At 47.7% G+C, this 18,807-nt stretch carries 17 protein-coding genes; 1 reads left to right on the plus strand and 16 read right to left on the minus strand.

What is annotated here, in order from left to right; genetic code table 11:
• Positions 1 to 15 precede the first annotated feature (15 nt).
• The 12 genes from DESYODRAFT_RS24530 to DESYODRAFT_RS24585 all read right to left on the minus strand — a co-directional run bounded on the left by DESYODRAFT_RS24530 (position 16) and on the right by DESYODRAFT_RS24585 (position 12,517).
• Positions 16 to 672 (minus strand): sugar transferase, encoded by a 657-nt coding sequence (locus DESYODRAFT_RS24530; protein WP_007787186.1) that lies wholly within the window; start codon positions 670 to 672, stop codon positions 16 to 18.
• 25 nt (positions 673 to 697) lie between these two features.
• Positions 698 to 1,858 (minus strand): UDP-4-amino-4,6-dideoxy-N-acetyl-beta-L-altrosamine transaminase, encoded by a 1,161-nt coding sequence (gene pseC / locus DESYODRAFT_RS24535; RefSeq protein ID WP_007787188.1) that lies wholly within the window; start codon positions 1,856 to 1,858, stop codon positions 698 to 700.
• Between the two features lie 15 nt (positions 1,859 to 1,873).
• On the minus strand, positions 1,874 to 2,941 hold the full coding sequence (locus DESYODRAFT_RS24540) for a glycosyltransferase (RefSeq protein ID WP_007787190.1): 1,068 nt from the start codon (positions 2,939 to 2,941) through the stop codon (positions 1,874 to 1,876).
• Positions 2,934 to 4,172 carry an O-antigen ligase family protein gene (locus DESYODRAFT_RS24545; RefSeq protein WP_007787192.1) on the minus strand — a complete coding sequence of 413 codons (1,239 nt, stop codon included), beginning with the start codon at positions 4,170 to 4,172 and terminating at the stop codon, positions 2,934 to 2,936. The genes DESYODRAFT_RS24540 and DESYODRAFT_RS24545 overlap by 8 nt, the downstream gene beginning before the upstream one ends.
• Before the next feature lie 31 nt (positions 4,173 to 4,203).
• A complete protein-coding gene (locus DESYODRAFT_RS24550) occupies positions 4,204 to 5,412 on the minus strand; it encodes a glycosyltransferase family 4 protein (protein ID WP_007787194.1) in 1,209 nt (402 codons plus the stop codon).
• Between the two features lie 3 nt (positions 5,413 to 5,415).
• On the minus strand, positions 5,416 to 6,477 hold the full coding sequence (gene wecB / locus DESYODRAFT_RS24555; protein WP_007787196.1) for a non-hydrolyzing UDP-N-acetylglucosamine 2-epimerase: 1,062 nt from the start codon (positions 6,475 to 6,477) through the stop codon (positions 5,416 to 5,418).
• Positions 6,474 to 7,934: an O-antigen ligase family protein gene (locus tag DESYODRAFT_RS24560; protein ID WP_007787198.1), complete on the minus strand. Its 1,461-nt coding sequence runs from the start codon at positions 7,932 to 7,934 to the stop codon at positions 6,474 to 6,476. The genes wecB and DESYODRAFT_RS24560 overlap by 4 nt, the downstream gene beginning before the upstream one ends.
• Positions 7,921 to 9,261, minus strand: coding sequence for a flippase (locus DESYODRAFT_RS24565; RefSeq protein WP_007787200.1), 1,341 nt, complete (start codon positions 9,259 to 9,261; stop codon positions 7,921 to 7,923). The genes DESYODRAFT_RS24560 and DESYODRAFT_RS24565 overlap by 14 nt, the downstream gene beginning before the upstream one ends.
• Positions 9,258 to 10,148, minus strand: coding sequence for a hypothetical protein (locus DESYODRAFT_RS24570; RefSeq protein ID WP_007787202.1), 891 nt, complete (start codon positions 10,146 to 10,148; stop codon positions 9,258 to 9,260). Before DESYODRAFT_RS24570 ends, DESYODRAFT_RS24565 begins: the two co-directional genes overlap by 4 nt.
• A complete protein-coding gene (locus DESYODRAFT_RS24575; protein ID WP_007787204.1) occupies positions 10,138 to 11,244 on the minus strand; it encodes a DegT/DnrJ/EryC1/StrS family aminotransferase in 1,107 nt (368 codons plus the stop codon). The genes DESYODRAFT_RS24570 and DESYODRAFT_RS24575 overlap by 11 nt, the downstream gene beginning before the upstream one ends.
• Before the next feature lie 156 nt (positions 11,245 to 11,400).
• Positions 11,401 to 11,547 carry a hypothetical protein gene (locus tag DESYODRAFT_RS28855; RefSeq protein ID WP_169315905.1) on the minus strand — a complete coding sequence of 49 codons (147 nt, stop codon included), beginning with the start codon at positions 11,545 to 11,547 and terminating at the stop codon, positions 11,401 to 11,403.
• Between the two features lie 124 nt (positions 11,548 to 11,671).
• On the minus strand, positions 11,672 to 12,517 hold the full coding sequence (locus DESYODRAFT_RS24585) for an acyltransferase (protein ID WP_007787205.1): 846 nt from the start codon (positions 12,515 to 12,517) through the stop codon (positions 11,672 to 11,674).
• A gap of 206 nt (positions 12,518 to 12,723) precedes the next feature.
• On the opposite strand from DESYODRAFT_RS24585, the gene DESYODRAFT_RS27695 reads away from it, so the two are divergent.
• The gene (locus tag DESYODRAFT_RS27695; protein WP_007787207.1) at positions 12,724 to 12,972 is read left to right on the plus strand and encodes a type II toxin-antitoxin system HicB family antitoxin; all 249 of its coding nucleotides are present in this window, start codon (positions 12,724 to 12,726) and stop codon (positions 12,970 to 12,972) included.
• Here the strand turns inward: DESYODRAFT_RS27695 and DESYODRAFT_RS24595 are convergent.
• The 4 genes from DESYODRAFT_RS24595 to DESYODRAFT_RS24610 all read right to left on the minus strand — a co-directional run bounded on the left by DESYODRAFT_RS24595 (position 12,908) and on the right by DESYODRAFT_RS24610 (position 18,577).
• On the minus strand, positions 12,908 to 13,951 hold the full coding sequence (locus DESYODRAFT_RS24595; RefSeq protein WP_007787209.1) for a Gfo/Idh/MocA family protein: 1,044 nt from the start codon (positions 13,949 to 13,951) through the stop codon (positions 12,908 to 12,910). The two genes, DESYODRAFT_RS27695 and DESYODRAFT_RS24595, sit on opposite strands and share 65 nt — an antisense overlap.
• Before the next feature lie 117 nt (positions 13,952 to 14,068).
• Entirely contained in the window at positions 14,069 to 15,424 is a 1,356-nt protein-coding gene (locus DESYODRAFT_RS24600; protein ID WP_007787210.1) for a nucleotide sugar dehydrogenase, read from the minus strand.
• Positions 15,425 to 15,441: 17 nt separating this feature from the next.
• Positions 15,442 to 17,316 carry a polysaccharide biosynthesis protein gene (locus DESYODRAFT_RS24605; protein ID WP_007787212.1) on the minus strand — a complete coding sequence of 625 codons (1,875 nt, stop codon included), beginning with the start codon at positions 17,314 to 17,316 and terminating at the stop codon, positions 15,442 to 15,444.
• A gap of 136 nt (positions 17,317 to 17,452) precedes the next feature.
• Positions 17,453 to 18,577 (minus strand): acyltransferase, encoded by a 1,125-nt coding sequence (locus DESYODRAFT_RS24610; protein ID WP_007787213.1) that lies wholly within the window; start codon positions 18,575 to 18,577, stop codon positions 17,453 to 17,455.
• Between the last annotated feature and the right edge of the window lie 230 nt (positions 18,578 to 18,807).

Here is an 18,807-nt window from a genome sequence, read left to right on the forward strand (position 1 = left end):
TTTGCCTCCTTTCATTTAATAGGCGCCTTTACCGGAGAAGACAACAAAGAAGGTTTTCCAGAGAATCGAGAGATCCAACCAAAAACTCCAGCGCCTGACATATTCCACATCATAGGCCAGGGTTTCTCCCAAGGTCAGCTCACTCCTCCCGTTGACCTGGGCTAATCCGGTAACCCCCGGCAAAACGTTCAGGCGGAGACGTTGTTCCGGTGTGTAGTGCTTCACAATATCCGGAACCTCCGGGCGAGGCCCTACCAGACTCATATTCCCCCGTAAAATGTTCAGCAGCTGAGGCAGTTCGTCCAGGCTGGTTTTGCGTAAAAACCTGCCGCTGCGTGTGATCCGGGGATCATCCTTCTCTTGAAAAACGAAGTTTTCCAGATTCTTAACCTTTTTCAGCTTTTTCTTCATTATCTCATCCGCGTTGGAAACCATAGTTCGAAACTTGTAAATCGTATAGGGTTCCCCCCAAAGTCCGACCCGGGTTTGGGTGAAAATAGCCGGCCCTGAAGAATCTAAGCGAATCCAAAGAACGATAAACAGCCATAAGGGAGATATGATCACCAGAAGAACAGCGGCAACCAAAAGGTCAAGCAGCCGCTTCATAACTAATTGCCAGCGGGGATGGCTAAGATCATTACTTTCCACAGACACCGCCGATCTCTGACCCATTTGCTTGTCTCCTTTCACTGCTATCTTACTTGCGAAAACGCTCAACTATTCCTTTTACCGCTTCAATGACATCTTCCGTGTCCTGCTTGCTCATCTTCGGATAAAGGGGCAAGGAGATAATTCGTTCAAAGGTGGTTTCCGCTTGGGGGAAATCTCCTTTTTGGTAGTTGAAAGTATCTCTATAGTAAGGATGCATGGGTACGGGAATAAAGTGGACACTGGTTCCAATCTGTTCCTTCTTTAACTCTTCAATAAACTCGGTTCTGTCAATGGATAGTTTATCCAGATTCAGCTTGATGATATACAGATGCCAAGCATGACGGGCATAGTCTTTTTCCGGCGGAACTTCCAGTTCGGGCATTTTGCCGAACTCTTCATTAAAGCGTTCGGCTATTTCCCGGCGGATACCCTGCATGCGCTCCAGCTTCTCCAACTGAGTCAGACCAAGGGCGGCCTGGATATCTGTCATATTGTATTTAAAGCCGGGATGGAGAATTTCATAGTACCATGAACCGGAAGCAGTATAGCGATTCCAAGCGTTTCGGCTCATGCCATGAGAGCTCATAATTCTGATTTTATCCGCGAGAGCTTGATCATTGGTGGTGACCATTCCCCCTTCTCCGGTCGCCAGGTTTTTCGTAGCATAGAAGGAAAAGGCGGTGGCATTCCCGATCGAGCCGATTAATTGCCCTTTATACTTAGTATAGACGGCATGGGCCGCATCCTCCAGCACAAAAAGATTGTGCTCCCGGGCCAGGTCCATGATCTCATCCATCTCACAGGGATGCCCGGCAAGATGAACCGGAATAATAGCCTTAGTACGCGGGGTTATCTTTTTGCGAATTTCGTTGACATCGATGTTCATCGTCACGGGATCGACATCCGCAAAGACCGGAGTAGCTCCTGAATGAATAATGACATTTGCCGAGGAAGCAAAGGTCATGGGGGTTGTGATCACTTCATCCCCGGCACTGATCCCGGCAGCCACTAAGGCGAGATGCAATCCCGCCGTACAGGAATTCACAGCAATAGCATATTTAACTCCGATATACTCTGCGAAGCGTTTCTCGAACTCGTGGGTTTTAGGCCCCTTTGTAATCCAATTTGACTTAAGACTATCCACAACCGCGGCAATATCATCATCTTCAATAAGCGGCAAACCATAGGTTAGAAATTCTTTACGCATGGGATTTATCTCCTTTCAACATTGGGCCAATAATAAGCGCTGATACACAAGTTCCATTTGGGTAACATTTTTTTGCCAATCATAGTGCTTAAGCACCTTCTGTCTTCCTTGCCGGCCTAACCTATCCCTCAGGGCCGGGTCCTTAAGCAGCCGTTCCATATGCTCAGCTAACTCGGAACTATTTTCGGAAGAGAAAAGCAACCCGGTCTCCCCCTCGGCGATTACTTCCGTCAGCCCGCCAACTCTGCTGGCGATCACCGGACGGGCGCAGGCTGATCCTTCGACAGCGGTTACGCCAAAGCTTTCCTGACGAGAGGGAATGACCACAATATCAACACTCTGATAGAAATCAGCGACATCAGCATTAGGGATTTGACCCAGCCATTCGATTACTTCGCTAATCCCCAGCGTCTCCGCTAAGTTCTCCAGCGCGGGACGCTCCGGGCCCTCTCCGGCGATGCGGAGAACGGTCTGAGGAAAACGACGGTGAACCTGAGCAAAAGATTCCAGCAAAAGGTCTAAACCATACACAGAGTGCAGACCTTTGGCGACTCCGAAGACAACCGGATATTGTATGGACTCTCCCCGGGGGGGAGAAAAGCGTGTCGTATCCACTCCGAAGGGTATTATTTCAATCCCACGTTCCGGACGTATATACCGGCGCATCTCCTGGGCCATTATCTCACTGCTTGAGCATAGTATATCCGCCTGGCTCAGAATCCATTTTAACAGGTTTCGATGCAAAAAGGAGGTGCGGGGAAAGGAAAAAATATCGCTGCCCCAGGCGGAAATAACCAGAGGATGCCTGTGGGTCAACACTCCGAGCAAACCAAAGCTCGTTGCGTAATGGGCATGGATCAGGTCCGGATTAATCCCGGCGACCTTTTCCCTTACCCATTTCCGGCGTAATAATACATCTACTTTATCTCCAATTAAGTGAGGAATCAAGTGAACTTTAACCTTGGGCAGCTCAGCGGGCAGAAAACTGAGGATTTCTAAATCCCAACCTCTTTCCGTAAGAGCAATCGCCCATTTCTCAGTGTGGGTGCTGGCGGCATTGGCCAGAAAGCAAAGTTTAGCCATCCCAACTCTCTCCCCAAGGTTTCCATTGTATAGCTAGGCTCAATCCCCAGAAAGCCCAAATCATAGGATCTTCAAAAAAACGGCCTTCCCCCTGGGAGCTCAGCCAAACCACAAAAACACTCATCGATATTGCCTGGGCATAGACATTCATTTGATTTAAGACACGCGAGTTCATTATAAAGAGCAGCAACAAAAAAGCAGCCATTCCTAAAATCCCGAAAATCCCCATCTCTGCGGCGACGGTTATCAGACTGGTATGGGAGCGGGTGACTGCATCACTCCAAGGTACAAGATAATGGTAGGGTTGTTCGATCGCCCACCGAAAATTTCCCAGCCCGACTCCAGTCAAAGGATTTTCGATAAACATAGCCCAGCCGCCTTTAATCAGGTGCTCCCGCTGTCCAAGGGCACTCATCCCGGTAAAAAGTGTCTCAAAGCGAACCCGGATACCGGGGATCAGATAAAGAGCAGCGAATCCCAACCCGCCAAGCCCCAGGACACTCCAATGGACTCTCCGTTTTTTCACTGAACCGATAGCCAAAATAAGAACACCCAAGAGCAGAATCAGCCAGCCTGTTCTCGAAAATGTAACTACCAGAGCCGCAACCTGGATAAGAAGGGCCAAAGCTATCCCGATCTGCAAATTCCATTTCCGCCGCTGAAGAAGGAGCAGGGTTCCTAAGATAGAGATATCCAGATAACGGGCAAATAGATTAGGATCGATGAAGGTGGCATTCACTCTCCGTACTCCGGCCATATCAATCCCTCCGCCCCAGATCCAGTTTCCGCTCAGGTATTGTGCCAGACCAATAATGGCAGTCAGAGTAGCCATAGCGAAGATCACCTTAAACACTCGGTCAAAGACCTCTTTGCGGTCCGCTCCTAAAGCCACACTGACCCCCACAGCAAAAAGGATCAGGAGACGCAGGCCTTCGATCATGGTTGTTCGTGATTGCAAACTGCCTGTCAGTGAAATAAGGACAGCAATAAACAAGGGAAGGACCGCCCAGATCAATGGTACCTCAGTAAGACGTTTTAAGGTCTTCCCTATGCCTGCTTGGGCAAAACGCACTGCGCCCCAAGCTAATAAAAGGATCATTCCCAGACGCAAAAAGGTCAAAGAGGTCGGGGTTTCCGCACCGCTTTGATAAGGGGGAAACAGAACTTTGCTAATATCCCAAGGTACCAAAGCAAAAAATAAGGGTATAATCCAAGCGCCCCACCGTTTCACACAGTCACGTCCTCTCCTGCTAACGCCAAGCCTATTTTAGTTCTTTAAGCCACTGGCTGACAATACTATCCCAGGAATAATGGTCTTCTACATACCGTCTTCCGCTTTTTCCCATAGACTTCCCCTGGTCACTTAACTCGTATAAAGATCGAATGGCCTGGGCCATCTCTTGGGGGTTTTCAGGTTCAACCGTCAGTCCTGCTCCAGCCTCCCGAATCAGTTCCACAGCCTCCCCTTCTCCGCTATAAATAACGGGAACCGCACAGCCCATTGCCGGAAACATCTTGGAGGGACGGGCCCCTTCAAAAAGCTTGAGCTTTTTTAAGGGAATAATACTTCCCGCCGCCAAGGACATGTAGCGGGGCATATCGGTTACCGGCTGAAATCCGAGGAATTGCACATTCGGCAGCTTCATCTCTTTGGCCATTTCCTCCAGTTTTGGTTTTTCCGTCCCATCTCCCAGGAAGAGAAATTGGTACTGTGACTCGGAACGCAAGAGATTAGCCGCTTCCAGTACACTTTCCAAGCCCTGGGCATAGCCCATTGTGCCGGTATAGACTAAGACGAATTTATCCTGAAGTCCCAGCTTCTCTTTGAATTCTTGATCCGGAGGAAGGGGGCGGAAAAGTTCCAGGTTGACTCCATTGGGCAAAAAGGCAATCTTGTCGGCCGGAATACCACGTTTTATCCAGGTATCCCGAATCCCGACCGTAACCGCGGACAGCTTCCAGGAGCGATTATAGAGCCAGGTTTCCAATCCCTCTGTCATGCGGATCATTGTCTTGTTGGTGACCAATCCCAAGGCTACTGCGGATTCCGGCCAGAGATCCGAAACATTAAACACCAGGCGGGCACGTTTTATCCAGCTTCCCAGCACGGCGGTCATCCCCAGAAAGAGGGGCGGAGACTCCACGAAGAGGACGTCACAAGGCCCTGCCTTTAAGATTCCCCAGAGAGAGGAAAAGGTAAAGGAAAAGTAATTTAAAAGGCGTTTCCAGAAACGTCCCCGCTGCACAGGGTAAACCCATGTCCGGTAGACGGGCAACCCCTCTACTTCATCTTTCATAGACCAGCGGCCTCGATACTCGGGCGGAATCACCCCGGAAGGATGATTGGGAAAAGCGGTGACAACCACAACCTCATGCCCCTGACGCTGCAATCCTTTAGCTAGTTCTTTCAGCCGGACCTGAGCCGCCCCTGTTTCCGGAGGAAAGTATTGGGTCAGTATTAAAAATCGCATTGATTAACCTTCCTTATCCATCATTTCCACAAATTGCTCTGCGGCCTTGCCCTCTCCAAATATGGTCGGCCGATGCTCCGGCGGAGCAAACCTCTCCACAGCCTCCAGAATCTTCTCTTCATCTGCACCGGTCAAGCAGTTCCACCCCACTTCAACGGTTTCCACCCACTCTGTCTCATCCCGCATGGTAATACAAGGGACACCGGCAAAATAGGCTTCTTTTTGGACTCCGCCTGAATCCGTCACCAGCTTCAAGGTGTTCGCTTCCAGGGCAATCATGTCCAGATAACCGACGGGTTCCAGGACCTTTACCCGTTCCAGCAGTGAGGTTAAACCTAATTGATGAACAATTTTGCGGGTTCGCGGATGCAGGGGAAGAACGACAGGAACTGAAATTTTTGATACGGCTTTCAAGATTTGGGTCAGACGTGCCGGATCATCCGTGTTTTCCGCACGATGTATGGTACAGAGCACATAGGACTTGGGGTTTAAACCCTGAGTCTGGAGAATGTTCGATTTCTCCTTGGCCAATTCAAGGTTATAAAGGAAGGCATCATACATAACATCTCCATTTTGAAAAACCCCCTTCGTAATTCCCTCGGCGGCCAGGTTTTTCACGGCTGTTTCCGTCGGACAGAAAAGCCGGCTGGAAAGATGATCCGTTAATACCCGGTTAATTTCTTCGGGCATTCGACGGTTGAAACTTCGCAGTCCCGCTTCAATATGGATCACCGGAATATGAAGTTTCGAGGCGGCTAAAGCCCCCGCCAGGGTAGAGTTGGTATCACCATACACTAACAAGGCATCCGGGGTTTCCTGAATCAGCACGTCTTCAACCTTTTCCAGAATCGACCCGGTCTGAGCCCCATGCCGGCCAGATCCGATTCCTAAGTGAAAATCCGGTCGGGGAATATGGAGTTCATCGAAAAAAATATCCGACATGTTGGCATCATAATGCTGCCCTGTATGAATTAGTATTTCTTGATGGGCCCTTCTTAAAACACGGGAGACGGGGGCTGCCTTAATAAACTGGGGCCTTGCTCCTACGACCGTTGCGATTTTCATAGTTTCGTATGTTCCTTTCTTATCTGCTTATTAGATAACCGGGAGATGGAGACTAGCATCGCCCAAAGAATCCAAAGCAAGGGTTCTTCATATAACCGCCCTTCGCCCTGGGCACTGACAAAGATCGCGATAACCCCGGAAACGATACAGGCACTCAAAAAGCGCAAGCGCTCATGATTCATAGTGCGGGAAATATCCCATCCCCTCTGAAGAGTCTTACCAAAAAGAAGATAAAGAACCGTAAACCCAATAAATCCGGTTTCTGCCAACACAGTAAGTACGGCAGTATGAGACAGCGAAACATAAAAGGTTGAATAGGGGTTGAAGTAAGGGTAGATGGTTGTAAAGGCGACCCCAAAGGCCCCTACGCCAATGCCGGTCAGCGGATAATCTCTCACCATAGACATTCCCGCTCGCCACAAGTACTCCCGATGCGCTCCGGAAGCACTTAATAAGCCAGTGCGCAAGCTCTCAATCCGGGCCATGATGGCCGGATTCAAAACAGCCGCTGCGATAATGGCCAAGATCATACACACCATAGCCGAAAGGGTCACTTTTCTGCGGGGGATGAGTACCACAAAGACGAGGGACGCAACACCCAAGGCCAAAATTCCCCCTCGTGAGCCGGTGATTCCTAAGCCTGCCCCCTGCAATAATATAGCAAGGACGGACATCACACGAGCTGACCAGGAAGTGCGCCGTTCCAGCTCAGCCACGGAAAACAAGAAGGTGACGACAAGAAAACGGGCAAAGATATTGGGATCAGCAAAGGTGGTGTTAGCCCGGCGATTAATGACGACAGCAGAGGTCGGGATGAAAAACCACTTTGTCAGATACTGCACAACAGCAATCAAACCCAGAACCGCTCCAACTGCAATCAGCGTATAGCCTAAGCGCTGCAGATCCTTTTCATCCTGGACGTAGGCTATGACAAGGTAAAGGGTGACAATCATGGAAACCAAGCGCACGGTTTCCGCGAGCGAGTGTGCGGGCGCAATGGAAAAGGCCGTTGAAAGCAAGTAAACCCCCAGAAGGACGATAGGGAGCCATAAAAGAGCATCCGTCCTGATACGCTTCCAAACCTTAAATCGATCGGCGTCATTGGCCAGGGGATCCTTATGGCTCCGGTATAGATCATATAACCAGCGCAGGCCCAGGGCCAGTTGGGAAAGGCGGAAAAAATCCAGGACAGAAACATTAAAACCAGCCAGCCGCTCGGCTAAGCTGTAAGCCGGTATGAACATTTTCGACACCTCAAGAGGAAAGGTAACGATCAGGACTGCCGGCAGCCACCTGGGACGTTTTACAGCAACCCAGACGATCCCCCACAGATAACCCAGGGTTATTAACGTGGATGGGTAATAGATCCAGCGCAGGACCATATAAAGCCATAAAAGAGTTACGAAGACTTCTAAAATGAGGAGCAGACGATTTTCGCTAAGCTTATTTTTTTCCATCTTGCACCGCCTTTCTCCTCGAAACCCATTTATTTCCGAGCTGCTTAATAAACAACGCCATCTCTTTCATGTCCTCCCGAGTAATAATCAAAACTGATTTGAGCTTTTCACCGCTTTCACGGCGATAGAATACATAGTTTAAGGTAAAAAGTGATATATAGACTAAACTTGAGGCAATGGAAGCACCCGTAATCCCCCAAAGCGGAATGAGGGTGAAATCGAGAATCAGAGTGAGTACGACCGTAATACCGGAAGCAATACTCGAGTAAATCGGCTTACCCCGGGCCATCAAATCCCCGGAAATCACGACAGATCCGCCCAACGCTACAATCCCAGGCAACAGTAAGAGCAAGGGGTAGAACGCTCCGCTAAAGCGGGCTCCAAAGAAGAGCAGAATCAGCGGGTAAGCAATAATAGCCATTCCAAGAGCTGCCAGCAAGGTCAACATAATGGTTAACCGGGTGACTTTAGGAGTCATGGAGAAGGTAAGGCTGTCTTTCTCGGAAGCAAGTTTTGGAATGAGAGCTGTATTGACAGCATTGCCCACGTATCCGACCATTTCGGCCAGGGTGACTGCCGTAGTATAAAGACCGACTTGGGACATAGGCAAAAACCCTGCGATAATGAAGAGGTCCAGGCGATAGTTTATGACTGTCATAACATTCGCTAAATAGGACTTGGCCCCATAGCCGATGGTTTGCCGTATATACGACAAGCTAAAGGTATGGAAACGCCAGCGGACTATCTTCGCCATTTCCGGAAGCATGTATAAAGTGGTTAAAACATTTCCTGCTACCCATATTCCAAATCCCGTAGTCACCGTCAGCATACCCATGGCTGCTGCCGCCGTGACTCCTGCGGAAAGAACGACGAATTGGACCAGTAAGGCCAGGTTGTACTTGCCGATCGAGTCCATTCCCCATAACACACTTAACCAATATAGATTAAGAAGTCCGAAGGGTATGGCCAGCAGAATGAGACCCAGCTGGATGGGCGTCACGGCCTGCATATACCCATCCCGCATAAAATAGTAGGCAATACTTACCCCAATAACCATGATACCGCCCAAAAAAGCCGCCATACCTAAGGAACTGCCGACAGCTTTTTTGCCATCTTCGGGGTTTCTGGCAATGTAGTAGGTATTGGCGTAATTCAAGCCTAAACTGCACAGGGGTACTAAGACTGTAGGGATCTGCACAAGAAATGCATATAAACCCTTCCCCACCGGTCCCAGTACACGGGAGATAATGATTTGAGTTACCATAGAAAAAGCAACCCGTCCCAGAGTTCCAAACAGGGTCAAGAAACTATTTCGAACAAAACTCATGGATTTTCACCATCATCGGACTTGCCCCCTAAGACATCCGGATCCACAGTCTCACGTGTCACAACGATATTTTCAGGAAATACAGAAGAATAGTTAACCTCTATGGTATTCCCCAGTTTTACCATACTCTTCTGTTCTTCCGTCAGATAAAATGTCCAAGTATATTTGGCATTGGGCTTCGGAGACAGAGTAATATAGTGGGGATATTTTTCAAAATCGAAGTCTCTTTCAAGTTCCAAGCCTTTGATCTTCGTTGTCAGCCAAAGATCCGTGATATAGCCTTTCGCTACTTTTTGAGTATTGGTAACGAGTTCGACCTTGCTCTCCCCTGGTGAATGATACTCTACATGGACGCTGTTCAAAGTTCTGAGCGTCGCTAATTTAGCGGCATCAACAATAAAACGCTGAACTGCATCCTCCTCGGTTAAGGAGTGTACGACACAGTAGAACTGATCATTGTTCTTAGGTGAGATTCTTTCCAGGGAAATGATTTCTCCGTCCATAATCTTTTCCTCGGGAAAAACGGTGGTCACGAATGAAGCGTAATTGTCCACCCCGACCCATTCCACCCTTTCACCAGGGAGTGGTTTAGTCTGAGGGGTAACAAAGGATATTAAGTTTTTTCTGCCTTGCAGGGTATCGACTTCGTAAACCGTACCTACGAAGAAGTAATGCTTCACATCAATAAGCTGACCTTGACCGATCTCCAATTCCCCGTTCATAAAACGGGTAGCCCCACTCTGTGCCGCCTGGATTTCGGTTTCTGTAAACGGCCCTTTTACCTGTCTATACCCTAAAAAGATACTTAGCAGCACCAATAGAAACAGGCCGATCAGAACAAAATTACTTTTGCGAAACGCCCCTATTTTCTTAACCCTATTTTCCACGGTATACCCCTTCGATCACGCGGACAATTTCTTCTTGCTCTGTTCCGGAAAGCTCGGGATAACAGGGAATTGCCAGGGCTTCTTGGCAAGCTTTCTCCGTGACCGGGAAGGAGCCCTTTTTGTAACCGAGATCCTGAAACGCTTTCTGTAAATGCAGCGGCACCGGATAATAGATGGCACAGGCGATACCCGCTTGTTTGAGGGCCTCCATCAGCGCCTCGCGGCGGTCTGAACGCAGGACATAGAGATGATAGATAGGAACGCCCGCTGAGTCCCGTCCGGGTAACGTGAGCGGCAGGTGCGCTAAGAGTTCATCATAAACAGCCGCTCTTTCCCGGCGGGCTGCATTCCAGCCATTCAGATAGCGCAGCTTAACCCTTAGAATGGCAGCTTGAAGCTCGTCAAGGCGGCTGTTATAACCGATCTTGTCGTGATAATACTTTACTTGGCAGCCATGGAAGCGCAGCATACGCAATTCTGCGGCTAAATGCTTGTCGTTGGTGACAATCATGCCTGCATCTCCATAAGCTCCTAAATTCTTGGTAGGGAAAAAGCTGAAGGTTGCAGCATGACCGAGAGAGCCGGCTCTTTTGCCCCGGTATTCCGCACCAATCGCCTGGGCGGCATCTTCAATGACCTTCAGGTCGTGCCGCGCGGCGATTTCCATAACTCTCTCAACATCCACCATCTGGCCGAAAATATGTACTGGAATAATGGCTTTTGTCCGGGGAGTTATTTTTTTCTCCAGCTGGTTTAGGTCCATGTTCAAGGTCACGGGGTCAATATCAACAAAGACCGGAGTTGCTCCCACATTCGCCACCGTTTCTGCTGACGCAAAGAAAGTGAATGGGGTTGTGATCACTTCATCCCCCGGACCGATACCGAAAGCCTTAAGTGTCAGCACTAAAGCGTCCGTACCGTTGGCGACTGCGACAGCATCCTCTGTGCCGCAGAAAGCCGCAATTTCCTTTTCCAAAGCCTTCATCTGCGGCCCGAGAATATATACTGATGAATCAAGCACATCCATTATGGCTTGATCAATTTCGTCTTTTATGGTTAGATACTGAGCTTTAAGATCCAAAAGAGGAATACTCATCTTTAATCGATCCTTTCTCTTTTTATGATGAAAATAGGTTCCTCGGGTCGGGCAGCTTCTCCCACATCCGTGCAAGATTAGTTAATTCGTGCGAAGACAGTGTCTTCGTACCGCAGCATTCCGAGGCTTGCCCAATCGCCGGTGCGGGAGCTACCTTCAGCGGATAAGTCTTCTTTGGAGATTGCCGCTTCGGCGAAAGTGTCCACCGGACACTTTCGTGCCAAACCTCTGGGTAGTACCTTGTGAACCCGTGACTCCGTTTCCCCGCACCGTCTTGTGGGCTATTACTGCCTCTCCATGCAATGGGTTTGCTTCTGTGGACGAAGCTGCCCTGCTTGCGGGTCTGAGGATTCTTCTTCATGTCTTTAGGGTCTTTTTTCAGGGAGAGCAGCTCCCGAAGCAAGGGGACTGTTCTCTTATTCCCTCGCTACAGCAGTTCCTCTTCTGGAACTGCTCGGAGGTCCTTGGCAGGAAACCCTTTGATGACCCGTTTTTCGGCGGTGTCTTTGCTGACCAATGCTCCTGCCGCTACGAAGGTTTCCGGTGCTACTTTTATACCTGGCAAGAGGATTGCCCCCCCGCCAATGCGGGCTCCGCGTTGGATTGTGGCGCCTTTAATGGATTTGAAGCGTTTTTCGGTTCGTCCCATATAATTGTCATTTGTGGTCGTGACCATGGGAGCTATAAATACTCGTTCCTCTATCTCCATGTAGGCAGTGATATATGAGCCTGTCTGAATTTTGGTGAATTCGCCAATTTTAGTATCGTTTTCAACCACGACTCCGCTGCCGATGACAACGTTCTGCCCTATTGAACATCTCTCACGGACGACCGCTCCATCCCCGATAAACGCTTTATCTGCATAGTTTGTCCCGGCGTAGAGGACCGTAGAACAGCCTATCGTAAATCCGCTCCCCATTTGAAGAGGGGGTAAATCCGATTGCGCTTTAACCGTACTCGTTGCTGAGGCCTTTGGTAAACGGCCAATCGAGGAGTTGCTGCCTATAAATCCATTTTCGCCAAGCAGAGCTTGAGGATAAATCGTGGTATGGTCCCCTATGCGGGTTTGAAGCCCTATTTCAGCTCCTTGACCGATACTGACATAGTTACCCAGCTCACTCCCGGCACCAACTCTGGCTCCGTCACCAAGGACACAGCCAACTCCTAAGCTGACATTTTCCCCGAGTATAACATTTTCACCGATAACACAAAACGGCCCAATCGTTACGCTTACCGGCACGGTTGCACTGGGGGCAATTAGATGGTTAGTCATATATGCTCACTCCTTTCAAGAGAGTCGCGCAAAGCTGCAACTCGGTACTAAAGCTCTGCGCTTGTAAACCAAATCAAGGAAAGTTTTCCTAGGTACGTATACGTTTCCGCCAGAATTAGGGTTCATGCTATAATAATTCAAAGAGAAAATTTTCGGTTATTGACAAAGGCAATGCATCGGCAAAGTAACTATATGGAGAGATACAAATGGGTAATAGATTTAAAATTGTTTTAGATTTTAATGAGGAAGATGGTGGATTCACAGTGACAGTCCCAGCCTTACCGGGATGTGTTACTGAAGGAGATACTATCGAAGAAGCACTGACAAATGCTAAAGAAGTTAGCAAAGGCTATCTAAAAGCTTTAGAAATTCAGGGTCGTCCAATATCCCCTACTCAACTAAAGGGAATACAATCGGCTCTTTCGTCTCTTGACACTTATAAATCGCCAGAATAATTTCCAGGGCTTTTCGTCCCTCTTCTCCCGGGACAGCGGGTACTCGATCTTCCTTTATCGCTTGAATCATATCAGCGATTATTTCACGGTGCCCGTAGCCGTACACATTTGGAGGGTCTCCTGCCTGGCTGGCAAAGATCTGGTTTTTTTCCTCTGCACTGTCTGGAAATTCCCAGACTTCAATGCGGTTGACAGCAATTCCGCCGATGATGACAGATCCGGTTTCACCAAAGACATTCAAAGTCTCTTCGATATTTGTGGGATAAATGGTTGAGGCCGCTTCAATGATTCCGATCGCCCCGCTTTTAAACTTGATAACGGCTGCTCCCATATCCTCCATTTCAATTTTGCGCATAAAGGTCTCTGTGTATCCAAAAACCGACTCCACAGGTCCAAACGTCCACTGTAAGAGATCGATATTATGTATGGACTGATTCATAAGTACCCCGCCATCATGGAGCTTTGTTCCACGCCAAGGTGCTTGCAGATAATAGTTATCATTGCGATTCCAGCGCACGGTAGCCTGTCCATGGGTCAATTTGCCGAAACGCCCGTCTTCTAAGGCCTTGCGCATTAATTTGACAGAGTCATTAAATCGATTCTGATGAATGACGCCCAATTTTACCCCCGCTTTTCGGCAGGCCTCAATCAAGGCATCCGCCGTTTTCAAGGTCATCGCCATTGGTTTTTCGACCAGGACATGCTTGCCCGCTTCAGCCGCCGCAATTCCAATCTCGGCATGTATGCCGCTGGAAGTTGCGATAGTAACAACATCAATGTCCGTCCTTTTCAGCATTTCTTTATAATCCGTATAGGGATCTGCACCATATTTATCGGCAAAACCCTGGGCCAGTTCCGGTACTATATCACATACCGCGACTAAGTCTGCCTCAGGAAGCGCAGCGATGGATTCCGCATGTTTTGGGGCAATCCGCCCACACCCGATAATCGCAAACCGAATCTTGTTTTCGACCTTCATCTTGATACAACCACTCTTTCCTTTTTAATTTCGAACTAGCAGGATCAGGGATTCATACAGGTTTAAGGGGAATCTGCTGATTCCCCTTAAAGCGCGGGTCTCTATGCTGCAACCGCCTTAGATTTTAGCGATCTTTTCACGATTCCCTAGCACGTTTTTGGTGGCATTGCGTGTATCTACGACGAGCTTTGCCTTCTCCACAACCCGCTCATAATCTACTATGGTATGATCTGTTAAGATTAAGACAGTATCCGCATTAGCTAACACCTCATCTGTCAGAGGCACACTCTCCAGGTGTATGGTGCTTCCGCCATGAGGCTCGATGACCGGAATAAATGGGTCATGATAGGTGATATTTGCTCCTTGCTTGCGCAGGAGTTCGATAATTTTCAGGGCGGGGGATTCGCGCATGTCGTCAATGTCCTTTTTATAGGCTACCCCAAGAACAAAGATATTAGCATCTTTCAGGCTCTTGTTGACACTATTTAAGGCTCGTATCACTCTATTGATAACATAATAAGAAACTTCGACATTAATTTCCCCGGCAAGCTCTATGAAACGAGTGTGAAAATCGTATTCCCGTGCTTTCCAAGTAAGGTAGAAGGGGTCGATAGGAATGCAGTGCCCCCCTACTCCCGGTCCGGGATAAAAGGTTTGAATTCCGAAGGGTTTTGTTCCGGCTGCTTCAACGACTTCCCAGATATCGATTCCCATACGGTCGCAGAGCATCATTAGTTCGTTCACCATGGCAATGTTGACGGCCCGGTAGGTATTTTCAAAGACTTTGGTCAACTCGGCAGCAGCCGGTGAGGATACGGGCACAACATTGGTGATGGTTTGAGTGTAAAGCGCATAAGCGATCTCTAAACAAGCCGGAGTCATACCACCTACGACTTTTGAGGTGTTTTTAGTGCTGAAGCGTTTGTTGCCCGGATCGACACGTTCCGGTGAGAACGCTAAAAAGAAGTCCTGCCCTACCTTAAACCCTGTTCTTTCCAGGATAGGAAGAATGACTTGTTCAGTCGTACCCGGATAGGTCGTACTCTCCAGAGTGACTATTTGACCGGGACGAAGATATTTAGCGATTTCTTCTGCCGATGCCTGCATGTAGGAAATGTCCGGGTCACGAGTGATGGTTAAAGGTGTGGGTACACAAATAATGACGACATCGCATTCCGCTAGCCGGGAGAAATCAGTGGTTGCCATTAATAAATTCTTCTGCACAATCTCCTTGAGATCCTCATCTTTGACATCTCCAATATAGTTGTCTGCCTTATTGACAAGGTCTACGCGTGCCGGGTTGATGTCAAACCCTATGACAGGGAATCCAACCTTCCCTTTTTCTACGGCTAAAGGGAGTCCTACATATCCCAGACCGATAACCCCAATTTTTGCCTCATGCTTTTCTATTTTTTCTTTGAGTGTTTTGGCAACAACATCTTCGTCGGTTATTACGTTCTGAACGGTTATCATCTTCTCAAATTTCCCCCTTATTGATTAACGACTTCTTTGGCTGCTTTTTTACGAAAGGTCGGAATAATTGTCTGCAGCAGCCTTATGACTTCATCTCTGCTCAAAAAGCTCCCTCGTTCCCGAACAGTATGCGTCAGCTCTTCCAGGAGTTTAACATCAATACCATTGGGCTTGGCTACAAAGATTCTGCTGTGTTTGGTTGAAGTGATTCCCTCTTCAGCTGTCAGCAATTCTTCGTAGAGCTTTTCACCCGGCCGAATCCCGGTGAATTGTATCTTAATATCAACATCCGGTTCAAAACCCGAAAGCCTAATTAAGTCTTTGGCTAAATCCACGATTTTCACTGGTTTTCCCATATCTAAGATGAAGATCTCGCCGCCGTTGCCCATGGCGCCCGCCTGAATGACCAACTGAGCCGCTTCAGGAATGGTCATGAAGTAACGCACCATATCCGGATGCGTGACCGTGACCGGACCGCCTTGAGCGATCTGCCGCTTAAAGGTAGGTATCACACTTCCACGGCTTCCCAAAACGTTGCCGAAACGAACCGCTACAAACTTTGTTTGCGAACGAAGATTCAAGCTTTGAATGAGCATTTCAGCCGTGCGTTTCGTCGCTCCCATAACACTTGTCGGGTTGACCGCCTTATCCGTCGAAATCGAAACGAAGGTCTTAACCTTCACTTCATCCGCCGCTTCCGCCAGATTTTGGGTTCCAACCACATTGTTCTTAAGGGCTTCTTCCGGATTTCGTTCCATCAAGGGGACATGTTTATGAGCTGCCGCATGGAAGACGACCCCGGGCTTGTACCGTTTAAAGATTAAAAAGACTTTTTCCCGGTCTTTAATATCCAGGATCTCTGTTATATAGTCGATCCCCGGGTGCTCAGCACGCAGCTCTTGTTCTATGTCAAAAATGCTGTTTTCTCCGTGTCCAAGCAAGACTAGTTTGCCGGGGTTAAACCTGGCAATCTGACGGCAGATTTCAGAACCAATCGATCCGCCGGCTCCGGTGATAAGTACGGTCTCTCCTGCAACATAGCCTGCCACCTCTTCCAGGTCAACAGAAACCGGGTCACGACCCAACAAGTCCTCTACTTGAACCTGACGAATCGGGGTGACATTGATATCTCCGCTAATAATGTCATAGACACCCGGCATGATCTTCAGCTCAACTCCGGAATTTTTGCAAATCTGCACAATTTCCCGAACAGATTCTCCTGAAGCCGAAGGCATGGCAATGATAACTTCATCAACATTATGACCCTTTACAACCCGGGCAATATCCTCCCGGGTTCCTAAGACCGGAATCCCCAGTAATTGCAGCTTCTGTTTGGAATGGTTGTCATCGATAAATCCCACGGGGCGTCCATCCCTATAATTGCGATTTTTCAATTCTCGTGCAGCCAATACTCCGGCATCTCCTGCCCCAACAATAAGTACTTGTTTTTGAGAGCCTGGAACATGACGGTCTAGGGTATTTTCCTGCAATATCCGCCAAATGAACCGCGAACCCCCAATCAAAAAAACCATTGCCAACCAAAGAAGCAGTGCGGCAGTGTGTGGCATTCTAATATAAGTGAGAGTTGCTGCATTAGATATACCATAAAAGTATACCACTGCCACTGTTCCGCCAGTTCCAACTGAGACTGCATAAACAATCGAGAGTAACTCCCCTGTGCTTGCATACTGCCAAAGACGATTATATAGCCCAAAGACATAGAAAACCGCAAGATATAAAATAGTCCCGCCAATAGCCGTCTGATAATAGGTCTGATAATAATTTAAGGGTATGCCTTCTTCGAAGCGCAAATAAAAACTGCCGAAAGCTGCCAAGTTGATCAACATAGCATCAATCAGCATTAAAATTAAAGTTCGTTTGCGGAATAACACGTAGCTCAACCCTTTCTCGATAAACCCCGTCAGTAAACTTTATCGTTCTAAAGTTTACTACAATTAACCTGCTTTTACAACTAGAAACAGGGTCTTCTTCAGATCACCGTCACCGGCAGAATCAAGATCCGAGTCCTTATTTTGCGGTTCTCTTATTGGTCTGTGAACCTAGCAAATAGTAACTAAATGGAAAAAAACTTATTAACCTTACGCTTAAATAGCTTAAAATAAGCGTTACTCCCAACACAATGGGATAGAAAATCCAATCATCAAAACCAATCTGACGGTTCCTGAGCATCTTTATGGCAGATTGGTTGAAAAAAATGTGAATCAGGTATATGCCAAAGGAATACTCGCCGAACCTATTTATCATTTTTGCCAGGAGGGTCTTTCTCTTCTTAATAAGATTCTGCGCCATATTGAATAGAAATAAGAAGGTAATGACCCTGAAAACGGGATACACAAGTTCCGACCCTATCAAGAAGTAAGCTGGTATAGAACTGAATCTGTAACCTGTTGTTAAGCCAATAATTATAAAAAAACTGGATCCTATGGTTAAGATCAGGGACATTGTAAATAAAAAGAGGGTTTGACCCTTTAATCCCCTTTTCAATGGGGCAAAATGATCTGCCGTATAAACTCCCAGGACAAAGTAAAAAAGAAAGCCAATAAAGTTAAGTTTTATGCCTGACAAATAAAACGTATGGATACCGACCATAAAAAGAGTTTGCACGATTAAGAACAAAACCACCAATAGTTCCGCCCGGCCACTTTGTTTGAATAAATTGTAGAGTTTCATGATCACCGGGAAAAGCAGGTAGAATTGGATGATGATCGCGAAAAACCATAGATGGTAGGATGCCTCAGCATTCCAAACATTCTTTAGTAACAATGAAACATTTGTACCGAATGAGCTGTTTTGCATAACGGCCCAATTGTTAAAGGCTGTATATAAAATAGAAAAAATCAGATATTGAGGGATGATCGAACGTACTCGTTTTATATAAAATTTCTTTAATGAATAGTCCTCAGGATAGTTCCTCGCTAACACAAACCCTGAAATCAAGATAAACAACGGGACTGCAAATTGAGAAAAGACATCGATCCATAGATTCGCTAAGACGAGGTAGTTAAACTCCGAAATCTCTGTAAAATAACCGGTTGTATGAATGGCTATAACTGCTAAAACTCCAAATCCTCTTAGATAACCGATTTCCTCGATTCTACCGGGTTTGACTGGCATCGCTCTACTCTGCATCATGTTAAATAGTCCCTTCTAAAAAACATAAGCTAACCCGTTTAATGCGCCCAATCCACCTCAGCGCAATCACGAGTTCACTGATAACTGAGCAATAGTTTATCATACCCCCTGGTTTTCTGCACGTGTCTCAAAATCCCAAACGTTTGGGATTTTGAGACACGTGCAAAAGAATCCCCAGACCCGTGAGCAGGGCAGCTTCGTCCACAGAAGCGAACCCATTGCATGGAGAG

Origin of the sequence: Desulfosporosinus youngiae DSM 17734 (assembly GCF_000244895.1) — a bacterium.
Lineage (GTDB): Bacteria > Bacillota > Desulfitobacteriia > Desulfitobacteriales > Desulfitobacteriaceae > Desulfosporosinus > Desulfosporosinus youngiae.

Excerpts from the sequence above, each read along its gene's own strand:
- DESYODRAFT_RS24550 (WP_007787194.1), bottom strand. The coding sequence starts at position 5,412 with ATGCGATTTTTAATACTGACCCAATACTTTCCTCCGGAAACAGGGGCG.
- DESYODRAFT_RS24575 (WP_007787204.1), bottom strand. The coding sequence starts at position 11,244 with ATGAGTATTCCTCTTTTGGATCTTAAAGCTCAGTATCTAACCATAAAA.
- DESYODRAFT_RS24585 (WP_007787205.1), bottom strand. The coding sequence starts at position 12,517 with ATGACTAACCATCTAATTGCCCCCAGTGCAACCGTGCCGGTAAGCGTA.
- DESYODRAFT_RS24565 (WP_007787200.1), bottom strand. The coding sequence starts at position 9,261 with ATGAGTTTTGTTCGAAATAGTTTCTTGACCCTGTTTGGAACTCTGGGA.
- DESYODRAFT_RS27695 (WP_007787207.1), top strand. The coding sequence starts at position 12,724 with ATGGGTAATAGATTTAAAATTGTTTTAGATTTTAATGAGGAAGATGGT.
- DESYODRAFT_RS24595 (WP_007787209.1), bottom strand. The coding sequence starts at position 13,951 with ATGAAGGTCGAAAACAAGATTCGGTTTGCGATTATCGGGTGTGGGCGG.
- DESYODRAFT_RS24540 (WP_007787190.1), bottom strand. The coding sequence starts at position 2,941 with ATGGCTAAACTTTGCTTTCTGGCCAATGCCGCCAGCACCCACACTGAG.
- DESYODRAFT_RS24560 (WP_007787198.1), bottom strand. The coding sequence starts at position 7,934 with ATGGAAAAAAATAAGCTTAGCGAAAATCGTCTGCTCCTCATTTTAGAA.
- DESYODRAFT_RS24600 (WP_007787210.1), bottom strand. The coding sequence starts at position 15,424 with ATGATAACCGTTCAGAACGTAATAACCGACGAAGATGTTGTTGCCAAA.
- wecB (WP_007787196.1), bottom strand. The coding sequence starts at position 6,477 with ATGAAAATCGCAACGGTCGTAGGAGCAAGGCCCCAGTTTATTAAGGCA.
- pseC (WP_007787188.1), bottom strand. The coding sequence starts at position 1,858 with ATGCGTAAAGAATTTCTAACCTATGGTTTGCCGCTTATTGAAGATGAT.
- DESYODRAFT_RS24530 (WP_007787186.1), bottom strand. The coding sequence starts at position 672 with ATGGGTCAGAGATCGGCGGTGTCTGTGGAAAGTAATGATCTTAGCCAT.
- DESYODRAFT_RS24610 (WP_007787213.1), bottom strand. The coding sequence starts at position 18,577 with ATGATGCAGAGTAGAGCGATGCCAGTCAAACCCGGTAGAATCGAGGAA.